Origin of the sequence: Vibrio sp. 1641 (assembly GCF_033339995.1) — a bacterium.
In the GTDB taxonomy this organism is placed as follows: domain Bacteria; phylum Pseudomonadota; class Gammaproteobacteria; order Enterobacterales; family Vibrionaceae; genus Vibrio; species Vibrio alginolyticus.
This window is the reverse complement of the sequence record NZ_JAWOVP010000028.1, coordinates 1-10,149: the sequence shown is the minus strand read 5'-3', so window position 1 is coordinate 10,149 and position 10,149 is coordinate 1. Positions and strand designations below refer to the sequence as shown.

At 44.1% G+C, this 10,149-nt stretch carries 8 protein-coding genes and 1 other annotated feature; of the genes, 3 read left to right on the top strand and 5 right to left on the bottom strand.

What is annotated here, in order from left to right; translation table 11 throughout:
* Positions 1-138 precede the first annotated feature (138 nt).
* From yjjX to bamD, 5 genes are all read right to left on the bottom strand, one after another.
* On the bottom strand, positions 139-672 hold the full coding sequence (yjjX, locus tag R7Z47_RS23685; protein ID WP_005381891.1) for an inosine/xanthosine triphosphatase: 534 nt from the start codon (positions 670-672) through the stop codon (positions 139-141).
* A gap of 24 nt (positions 673-696) precedes the next feature.
* A complete protein-coding gene (pheA, locus tag R7Z47_RS23680; RefSeq protein WP_017636154.1) occupies positions 697-1,875 on the bottom strand; it encodes a prephenate dehydratase in 1,179 nt (392 codons plus the stop codon).
* A gap of 12 nt (positions 1,876-1,887) precedes the next feature.
* Positions 1,888-2,009: a sequence feature (Phe leader region), on the bottom strand.
* A gap of 108 nt (positions 2,010-2,117) precedes the next feature.
* Complete coding sequence (hpf, locus tag R7Z47_RS23675) at positions 2,118-2,444, bottom strand: ribosome hibernation-promoting factor, HPF/YfiA family (protein ID WP_005381889.1); 327 nt, start codon at positions 2,442-2,444, stop codon at positions 2,118-2,120.
* Between the two features lie 325 nt (positions 2,445-2,769).
* Complete coding sequence (locus tag R7Z47_RS23670) at positions 2,770-4,251, bottom strand: lytic transglycosylase F (RefSeq protein WP_318057760.1); 1,482 nt, start codon at positions 4,249-4,251, stop codon at positions 2,770-2,772.
* Positions 4,252-4,399: 148 nt separating this feature from the next.
* Positions 4,400-5,128, bottom strand: coding sequence for an outer membrane protein assembly factor BamD (gene bamD, locus R7Z47_RS23665; RefSeq protein WP_005381876.1), 729 nt, complete (start codon positions 5,126-5,128; stop codon positions 4,400-4,402).
* Between the two features lie 136 nt (positions 5,129-5,264).
* Between bamD and rluD the strand changes: the two genes are divergently transcribed.
* The 3 genes from rluD (at position 5,265) to clpB (ending at position 9,690) form a co-directional block, all read left to right on the top strand.
* Complete coding sequence (gene rluD / locus R7Z47_RS23660; RefSeq protein WP_005381875.1) at positions 5,265-6,242, top strand: 23S rRNA pseudouridine(1911/1915/1917) synthase RluD; 978 nt, start codon at positions 5,265-5,267, stop codon at positions 6,240-6,242.
* A gap of 1 nt (position 6,243) precedes the next feature.
* The gene (gene pgeF, locus R7Z47_RS23655) at positions 6,244-6,972 is read left to right on the top strand and encodes a peptidoglycan editing factor PgeF (RefSeq protein ID WP_167415029.1); all 729 of its coding nucleotides are present in this window, start codon (positions 6,244-6,246) and stop codon (positions 6,970-6,972) included.
* 144 nt (positions 6,973-7,116) lie between these two features.
* The gene (gene clpB / locus R7Z47_RS23650) at positions 7,117-9,690 is read left to right on the top strand and encodes an ATP-dependent chaperone ClpB (protein ID WP_005381873.1); all 2,574 of its coding nucleotides are present in this window, start codon (positions 7,117-7,119) and stop codon (positions 9,688-9,690) included.
* The last annotated feature ends 459 nt before the right edge of the window (positions 9,691-10,149 follow it).

Sequence of the window (10,149 nt, the reverse complement as noted above, 5' to 3'; positions counted from 1 at the left end):
AGTTCTTTTAGTGGTTGATTTCATAACACTCTCCAATTTTTGGGGTGGAAAGTGTCAACCTTATTTAGGACGGCATATACGTATTACAAAGGGCGGAAATATCCGCCCTTTTTGCGTATCTAGAGACTAGGCTGAGTGTTATAAATTTGAAGGAAAGTGCTCAGGGTTTGTGAATGGAATTAAAGCCAGAATCAAGGCTTGGTGATAGACCGAGCTTCGAGTTAGCTGGTTTTGGGTTAGCAGGCTAATAGCGCCACCTTTCTGTTTGATGTTATCAGTACCAAACACTTCGTCCATTACATCTCCCAATTCATTCGCATCCTTGAGTTTTTCCAAGACTTTTGGCGGCAACATTAAGCTTGCAGAACGAGATTCACCGCGGTGAGTCTCTGATTCAACCACCATCCAAGCAAACGTCACGTTTGCTTCAATTCCCGCTTCGAGACCGACATAGTAATCCGCGTTTGGCATCTCTACTTTTGCGTTTTTAACGCGGTTTAGCGCACCACGATGAGTTTCTTCATTCGTCATGGGCTGATCTGCGACCTCACTCGGTACACTGATGCCAACGAAGTTGAACTCTTGATGCGGAAATGCATTACGAAATGCACTTTGAACTGCATTAATTTTGGCTGGGTTTAGCGATGCGATTACGACTTTTTGGGTTGCCATGATCTTTTTACTCACTGGTGTCTATTAACTCAATTTTACTTGCGTAGGCTTTACGTTCTCACTCGGGTAACAGCCTAATACTTTCAAGTGCTTAGTGATTTTTGTTAGCTCTTCAAGTGCCTGTTGCATTTCTGTCGAAGCAAGATGTGATGTCAAGTCTACGTAGAACATCTCCTCCCACGGGTTCCCCATAATTGGGCGTGATTCTAGCTTGGTCATATTGATGCCGTAACGTTGCAGCACTAATAGTGTTTCAACCAATGAGCCTGCCTCTTGGGAGGTCGACATGATCAATGTGGTTTTTGCTGGAATCTGAGTAGAAACTTCAACCGGTTTACGAGCAACCACGATAAAGCGAGTATGATTTTCGGTTTGGTTTGCGATGTTGCCTTGAATTGCTTGCAAGCCATATAGCTTACCGCTTGATGCATTACCAATTGCAGCTACATCATCACGATCCATCTCTTGGACTTTCTGCATTGCATCTGCTGTGCTCGCGCAGGACTCCAGCTTTACCCCTTTCATACGGCTTAAAAACTCACTGCACTGTTGGTGTGGCTGAGGGTGAGAATACAGCGTTTTAATATCTTCCAGACGAATGTCTTTTTTCGCAACCAAGCAGTGTTCGATTGGTTGAGTTAGCTCTCCAACGATGTAAAGCGTCGTGTGTTGTAGTAAGTCATACACTTCATTAATAGAGCCTGAGCTGGTGTTTTCGATTGGCAGAACGCCATAATCAGCATGGCCAGATTCAACCGTTTGAGTCACTTCTTTAAAGTGCTCGCAGTTGAGCTCGATAAGCTCCGTATTTTTACGACTGAAGTATTCGCGACTTGCCAAGTGCGAATAAGAGCCTTTGGCTCCTAAAAAAGCGACGCGAGCAAGTGGCTTACGGCTTTGCTGTGGGTTAACGAGATTTTGCAGATAACTTTGTTGAAGCAGAACTGAGTCTTCAATGATGGTATGGAAAAGTTTGGTGATGTACTGCGCGTCAAGTTCGTATTTATCTTGGCCATTAGAAATCAGCTTGACCAATAATTGCTGTTCACGGACGGCGTCGCGAACAGGCTTTGAGGTTTGTACTTTGCTTTTGGCTACTTCAATGCTGAGTTTACGGCGCTCAGACAATAAGCTGAGAAGTTGGTCATCCAACTCATTCAAGCGTAAACGAATTTCTTCGAGGGAAATAGGTTGGTCAGTCATCAATTCTTTCCTTATAAAAAAGCCTCCCGATTTGGGAGGCTTTCTGTTTGTTTTTGACTTTTCTTTCACAAACGAGTTCGCCCCTCCAACTATGGGAGGAAAAAGAAGTCAAAAATAAACAGTGAGGTTAAATGCATAAATAGTGCTTAATTTATGAGTGTTTAAACACAATAAGCAAGGCTGGGGAGAGCGTCAAGCAAAAAAATAGCGCCTTTCGGCGCTATTTCCTCAATCTGTTCAGTTTACTCTTCTTCTTCCACTAGCTCAGGCTTACTTGCACGTCGAGCTTCAGGTTTGTGGGTCAGCTTGTTCAATTGTCGTTCTAGTTTTTGCTCCACTTCGTTGATAGCTGCGTAAAGATCTTCGTGAGTTGCTGAGGCAATGAGCTGGCCTTTAGGAACTTTGATAACCGCTTCGAATTTCTTCTGTTTGTTTGGTTCCTCACTGAAAGTTGCTTGGCAACCAATTAGGTCTACTTGCCATTTCTCCAGTTTTTTAAATTTGCTCTCAATATGAGCTCGGATTGCAGAGGTGATTTCGATGTTTTTGCCAGTGATATTCATTGTCATAAGTGTTTTTCCTCTGTTGCATCCCTCATGGGTTGAGTTCAGATTACCGCTTTAAGCATAAAAAAATGTGATTCAGATCATTATTTTGCTCGGGTTTTTTATGATGAAAAATGAATGTGATCTCACTCAAGAACTTCTGAGATTTATCGTGAAATTGCTTGTTATCGGTTAGTAAATCCGTAGATTGGATAGAGTACTCAGCTGAAAACGGCCTCGTTTTTAGGGAAGTTTTACGGCCTAATATTTGAGGTGGTTAAAATTTAACTGCACGTAACGTGTGATGACGATCACTGAGTCTTTCCAATGAATCCATTTAAAAAGCCGCTTACTGTACAAGCGGCTTTTTACTGTCTGGCATTTGGCTGACTTTTCGTAGCGGTATCATGAAAATGGGGTCTTTTGGGGCTAGTGAAACCCTTTCTAGACTTTTGACTTGGTCCAAGCTTTCTAGTTGTTTGTATATTATGTAGTAGCGATTAATGCTTGTGACGTACCCAACCGTTGAGCTTAAACTTTTCCGCATAACGATTTCCACGTTATTAAACCAAACATTAGGATCGTAACCTTGTTGGGCTGCACGCTTACGAATACGCTCTACATTGCCGGGGCCCGCATTGTAAGCCGCCAATGTAAAGTAGAGTTTATTTTGTGCAGTAATATCAGGATCACTGAAGTACTGCTTACGCAAAAAAGCTAAGTATTTCACTCCAGCATGAATGTTGTTTTCTAATTGTCGAACATTTTTGATATTGATATTCGGATCTTGAGCAGTGCTAGGTAGGACTTGCATTATGCCAACGGCACCTCGACTTCCAACTAGGTCGTTATTAAATCCTGATTCCTTGTAAGCGATTGCAGCGATCAGTAAATAGTCGATATCGTATTTCTCACCATAGCGTGAAAATAGCGCCGTGAGTTTTTCTAGTTGAGCAATTTTCTTAGGGTTAAGAGCTCTGTTCAACCATCCCGTATTATCGATGTATTTACCGTAAATAACGTTACCGAGTAGTGTCCCAGAGCGAGACTTCTGGATGAACTTATTCACGACGGCTTTTAATTTGGGACTATTTTCTCGCATTGCCCAAGCAATTTTGCCATTTTTGCGGATAGGGATTTTTTTGTGAACCCGAATATCATCCATCACTTTCAGCCAAAGCTTGGCTTTATGGCTATCGAGAACAATGGCTTTGACGTAACCATTGTTGAGCATTCCGACCAGCTCATAATCTTGAAGTGTTTCTTCAATAAAGTGCACGATAACAGGCGGTAAGCCTTTTTTGTTTAGTTTCTTATTTAGTGTCTGAATGCTTTCAAAGTAGCTAGAACTGGCGCGCACCCAAATCTCTTTGCCGCTCAGTTGTTCGATTTTCGTCATCGTTGGTGTGCTTTTGTTTGTCACTACCCACTCTTGAATACCAGTGAGGATGGGTGAACTGAACTCCACTTTCTGTTTGCGCGTGTCGGTAATAGTCAGGTTGGCGACAACTAAGTCACCTGAACCGTTTTCTAAGGCTGGCAGTAGCTGGTCGCGGGCAACAGGAATAATTTGTACGTTAAGCTTTGGTTTGAGTTTACGAAGGTCTTTTTCGAAATGCGCCAGCAATTCCGCGCCTATGCCTTTTGGTGTGCCGCCCTCAATGTAGTAAAAGCCTAAATCAGCAGAAACTAAGACGCGCAGTACATTCTTCTCCTTGATGACATCGAGGTCTCCGGTATAAGGAGGCTGTTTGAGCGGCGAGATTTGCAGTGCGCAAACGGAAGCAGACAATAGGAGCAGCATAACTGCGCAAAGCTTAGATATCGTCACGTTCACATCCTTTTTATAAAGGGGGGAGGAGAACTTTAAGCATATGTGGAGCTAGGAAGATCATCAAGAAAGGGCTGAATACACTATTGAGAGTAATAAAAAACCGCCACGGTAAAAACGGTGGCGGTTCAGTTTAAAGCAAGTTCAATTACTTCACAGGGTTGAGCTCGATAAGCTTTTCAGTTCTTGCTACGGCGTCTTCCAAACCAAGTTGCTTGTAGGCTTCTAGCTGGATAGTCAGTGACTTACGTGCAGCTTCTGTGTCTGGATACGCTTTTTGTAGCTCTTGGCTGCGATTAATAGCAGCGACCCAAGCTTCACGGCGAAGGTAGAAGTCAGCAGTCGCTAAATCATAGTTCGCTAGACGGTTTTTCAGCGCGACCATACGTTTTTGTGAATCTTCTGCATATGGGCTATTCGGGTAGCGTTGAAGTAGTTTTTTGAAGTCATCAAACGCTTTTTTTACCGGTTCAGGATCGCGATCGCTTCGATCTACGCTGAATAAATCATGCATAAAGTTACGATCTTGCGCCATGTGGCTTAGACCTCGCATGTACAGCACCCAATCCATCTTTTCATGGGTTGGATTTAAACGCATAAAGCGAGAAATGGTTGCCAAGCCCAAAGCAAGGTCGTCGTTTTTGTAGTACGCATAGATTAGGTCAAGCTGCACCTGTTCTGAGTAGGCACCGAATGGGTAACGTGAGTCTAATGCTTCCAGTTTCTCAATTGCAGAAAGCCAATTACCACTTTGAAGAGAAATCTGTGCGTCTGCATACAGTTCCGAAGGCGGCACATCAGGAACGATTTCTTCTTTGCTTGCACATCCAAACAGAAGGGATACCGCTAAAAGGCCTGTTAAAGTCTGACGTTTCATATCAGGAGTCTGTTCCTTGAATCTAAATATTTCTTAAGCTGCCGTTACTTTCTTTCCAGTAACAGATACAATGACGTAATAGTCTATTTTTTCACAGTCGTGAGCATTAGTCTCACAGTTTTTAAAAAAGTTCGATATGGCTCAGCAGATTGTATTAACAAATACCGTAAAAGATAGCCAGTTAGGTCAACGTTTAGACCAAGCTATCGCCGAATTATTCGCGGACTTCTCTCGCTCGCGCCTAAAAGAGTGGCTGCTTGATGGGAAAGTTCAAGTTGATGGTGAAGTTGTCACTAAACCTCGTACCAAAGTAATGGGTGGCGAGGAAATTACATTGCAAGCCGAGTTAGAAGATGAAGAACGCTGGGAAGCGCAAGATATCCCGCTAGATATCGTCTATGAAGATGAAGATATTATCGTTATCAACAAACCTCGTGACTTTGTGGTTCATCCGGGCGCTGGTACGCCTGATGGCACTGTGCTTAATGCGTTGTTGCATCATTACCCTGATATTGCAGAAGTACCTCGTGCAGGTATCGTGCACCGTTTGGATAAAGACACAACGGGTTTGATGGTGGTGGCGAAAACCGTTCCTGCACAAACTCGTCTGGTTCGCGCACTGCAAAAACGTAATATTACTCGTGAGTACGAAGCGATCGCTATTGGTCGTATGACTGCGGGCGGTAAAGTGGATCAACCTATTGGTCGTCACTCTACTAAGCGCACGCTTATGGCGGTGGCACCAATGGGCAAACCAGCAGTAACGCACTACCGTGTTGCTGAACGCTTCCGCGAACACACGCGTATTCGTTTGCGTCTAGAAACGGGTCGTACGCACCAGATTCGTGTGCACATGTCTTATCTTCAGCATCCGCTGCTCGGTGATATTGCATATGGTGGACGTGCTCGCATCCCGACAGGTGCGTCTGAAGAGCTAACGGCAATGATCCGGGGCTTCGATCGCCAAGCATTGCACGCAGTAATGCTGCGCTTTGAGCACCCAATTACGGGCGAAGTTCTTGAGTTTCATGCTCCAGTGCCTGATGACATGGTTGTGATGACTGAAGCGCTTCGTCAAGATACAGAAGAGCACGGCTTACCGGAAGAATTCTAATATGAAGACGATCATTCCGAACTGGCCAGCGCCTAAAAATGTCAAATCTTTCGCCTCAACACGCATAGGCGGATTTTCGACAGGCCCTTACCAAGGGCTAAATTTAGGTACTCACGTTGGGGATGATTTGTCTTTAGTAGAGAAGAACCGAGCTTGGTTGGCGCAACAGGCAAGCATGCCAAATGCGCCAATCTGGTTAAACCAAACGCATTCAACCGTTGTGGCTCAAGCAAATGAACCAACAACACAGGTGCTTGATGCGGATGGTGTATTTACTTCTTCAAGCCATGTTGTTTGTTCAGCGATGACCGCCGATTGTTTACCTGTATTATTGACTAATACACAAGGTACGCAAGTAGCCGCTGTTCACGCAGGTTGGCGCGGCTTAGCAAATGGCATTGTCGAAAATGCGTTAGCGTTGTTTTCTGGTGAAGTGATAGCGTGGCTTGGCCCCGCCATTGGCCCTCAAGCCTTCGAAGTGGGTGAAGATGTTCTGCAAGCTTTTTTTGATTTTGATTCACAGGCGAATCAAGCATTTGCTCCACGCGATATCGACGGTAAATGGTTTGCTGACATGTCGGTGCTGGCAACGCAACGTCTAAACCGGGCTGGTGTGACACAAGTGTTTGATTCTGGACTTTGTACTTACCAAGATAAAGCCTCTTTTTACTCTTATCGCCGTGATGGTAAGACTGGTCGACAAGCAACCTTTATTTGGATCGAAGACTAGCTATAAGCACCAAAGTGCTAAGATGCATACTACTATTTTTGCAAAGCTATCTTTATTCATTCACTCCCTTGAAATTCCCCACCCGAGTATCCATCTTTCTAACTGTCAAAAGAATTTCCTTTAGTTGAGGTTAGGAAGGTAGATATGCGTCTTGATCGATTCACAAGTAAGTTTCAAATCGCTATCTCTGATGCTCAATCACTAGCGTTAGGGCGCGATCATCAATATATCGAGCCAGTTCACCTCATGGTGGCTTTGCTTGATCAAAATGGCAGTCCAATTCGTCCATTGCTTACTATGCTGGATGTGGACGTAACGCATTTACGCTCTAAATTGAGTGAAATGTTAGATCGATTACCAAAAGTCAGTGGCATCGGTGGGGATGTTCAGCTCTCTAGCTCGATGGGCACATTGTTTAACCTGTGTGACAAAGTGGCGCAAAAGCGTCAAGACTCCTATATCTCGTCTGAAGTCTTCCTGCTTGCCGCTTTAGAAGATCGCGGACCATTGGGGCAATTGCTCAAAGAGATCGGCTTAACAGAGCAAAAAGTCAGCCAGGCAATCGAAAAGATCAGAGGTGGTCAAAAGGTCAATGATCCGAATGCAGAAGAGCTTCGTCAAGCATTGGAAAAGTTCACCATAGACCTTACCGAACGTGCAGAGCAAGGTAAATTGGATCCGGTTATCGGCCGTGATGATGAAATCCGTCGTACTATCCAGGTATTGCAGCGTCGTACTAAAAACAACCCTGTGATTATCGGTGAACCAGGCGTAGGTAAGACAGCAATTGTTGAAGGCTTAGCGCAGCGCATAGTTAACAATGAAGTACCTGAAGGTCTGCGTGGTCGCCGTGTGCTATCACTGGATATGGGCGCACTGGTTGCTGGCGCGAAATACCGTGGGGAATTTGAAGAGCGTTTAAAATCAGTATTGAATGAACTTGCTAAAGAAGAAGGCAATGTCATCCTCTTCATTGATGAACTACACACTATGGTCGGTGCTGGTAAAGGTGAAGGCTCAATGGATGCGGGCAACATGCTAAAACCGGCATTAGCTCGTGGTGAGCTGCACTGTGTTGGCGCAACAACATTGGATGAATATCGTCAGTACATCGAAAAAGATGCAGCATTAGAACGTCGTTTCCAAAAAGTGCTGGTGGATGAGCCGACCGTTGAGGATACCGTTGCGATTTTACGTGGCTTGAAGGAGCGTTATGAGCTTCATCATCACGTCGAAATTACCGACCCAGCGATTGTTGCTGCGGCGAGTTTGTCACATCGCTATGTCTCCGACCGTCAGTTGCCGGATAAAGCGATCGACTTAATCGACGAAGCGGCTTCAAGCATTCGTTTACAAATTGACTCTAAGCCGGAGTCCTTGGATAAGCTTGAGCGTAAAATCATCCAACTCAAAATTGAGCAGCAAGCACTAAGTAACGAGCACGATGAAGCGAGTGAAAAGCGTTTGAAAGCGCTTAATGAAGAACTCAATGAAAAAGAACGTGAGTACGCTGAACTAGAAGAGGTTTGGAATACAGAAAAAGCAGCTCTTTCTGGTACTCAACATATTAAGTCTGAGCTTGAACAAGCTCGTATGGACATGGAGTTTGCTCGCCGAGCTGGTGATCTAAACCGCATGTCGGAGCTTCAATATGGTCGTATTCCTGAACTTGAGAAGCAGTTAGATCTTGCAACCCAAGCTGAAATGCAGGAAATGACGCTATTGCGTAATAAAGTAACCGACAACGAGATTGCAGAAGTACTTTCTAAGCAAACCGGTATTCCGGTATCCAAGATGCTAGAAGCGGAAAAAGAGAAACTACTTCGCATGGAAGACGTGCTGCATAATCGTGTGGTAGGTCAAAGCGAAGCGGTCTCTGTTGTATCGAATGCCATTCGTCGTAGTCGAGCTGGGCTTTCTGATCCAAACCGACCAATTGGCTCCTTCTTATTCTTAGGTCCAACTGGTGTGGGTAAAACAGAGCTTTGTAAGACACTTGCGAGCTTTATGTTCGACAGTGAAGATGCGATGGTCCGTATCGATATGTCTGAGTTCATGGAGAAACACTCAGTGGCAAGGTTGGTTGGTGCACCTCCAGGCTATGTCGGGTATGAAGAGGGTGGTTACTTAACTGAAGCGGTTCGTCGCAAGCCGTATTCGGTAATTTTGTTAGACGAAGTAGAGAAAGCGCATCCGGATGTATTTAACATTCTGCTGCAAGTTCTCGATGATGGGCGTTTAACGGATGGTCAAGGTCGTACTGTTGACTTCCGTAATACGGTTGTGATCATGACATCTAACTTGGGTTCATCTCGTATCCAAGAGAATTTCGCAACATTAGACTATCAAGGTATCAAGAGTGAAGTGATGGATGTGGTTAGCAAACACTTCCGCCCAGAGTTCTTGAACCGTGTTGACGAAATCGTGGTGTTCCATCCACTTGGTCAAGAACACATTAAGTCCATTGCTTCTATTCAATTGGAACGTTTGGCGAAACGACTAGAGGAGAAAGGCTATCAACTAGAAGTTTCCGACAAAGCGCTCGATTTGATCGCTCAAGTTGGTTTCGATCCTGTGTATGGTGCGCGTCCTTTAAAACGTGCAATTCAGCAGAATGTCGAGAACCCGTTAGCCAAATCAATTCTTTCTGGTGAAATCGTTCCAGACAAGACAGTGCAGCTAATTGTTACTAATGACCAAATTTGTGCTCATCAATAATTGTATGGATACAGTAAAATTGAGATAAAAATCACACTAAAGGGGCCGTTTGGCCCCTTTTCTATAGTTTTTTAGAGTCTTTTGTCTGTTTTCTATACGAATAAACTAAAAAGGTGAGTTTTTTTAAAAAATGCACTTGTGTTCTTTAATGAACTCCCTATAATGCGCCTCCGTTGTCACGGGAAAGCAAGTGAAGCGGAACCTAAACAACTACGGTTAGTGAGTTAAAATTAACTCGCAGATAAATAACTTAAAAAAGTGTTTGACACGATAAGTTATCTAGCTAAAATAGCCGTCCACTTTGAAGAGAACTTCGAAGTGTGCTCTTTAAAAATATAGACCTATCAATCTGTGTGGGCACTCGTTGATGATAATCCAATTAGATACTTCGGTATCAAATTAGGTTTCAATGAAACGAAGTGACCATTGAATCGAAAGATTCAGCACAGTCAATTCAAA

Excerpts from the sequence above, each read along its gene's own strand:
- yjjX (WP_005381891.1), bottom strand. The coding sequence starts at position 672 with ATGGCAACCCAAAAAGTCGTAATCGCATCGCTAAACCCAGCCAAAATT.
- pheA (WP_017636154.1), bottom strand. The coding sequence starts at position 1,875 with ATGACTGACCAACCTATTTCCCTCGAAGAAATTCGTTTACGCTTGAAT.
- hpf (WP_005381889.1), bottom strand. The coding sequence starts at position 2,444 with ATGACAATGAATATCACTGGCAAAAACATCGAAATCACCTCTGCAATC.
- bamD (WP_005381876.1), bottom strand. The coding sequence starts at position 5,128 with ATGAAACGTCAGACTTTAACAGGCCTTTTAGCGGTATCCCTTCTGTTT.
- rluD (WP_005381875.1), top strand. The coding sequence starts at position 5,265 with ATGGCTCAGCAGATTGTATTAACAAATACCGTAAAAGATAGCCAGTTA.
- pgeF (WP_167415029.1), top strand. The coding sequence starts at position 6,244 with ATGAAGACGATCATTCCGAACTGGCCAGCGCCTAAAAATGTCAAATCT.
- clpB (WP_005381873.1), top strand. The coding sequence starts at position 7,117 with ATGCGTCTTGATCGATTCACAAGTAAGTTTCAAATCGCTATCTCTGAT.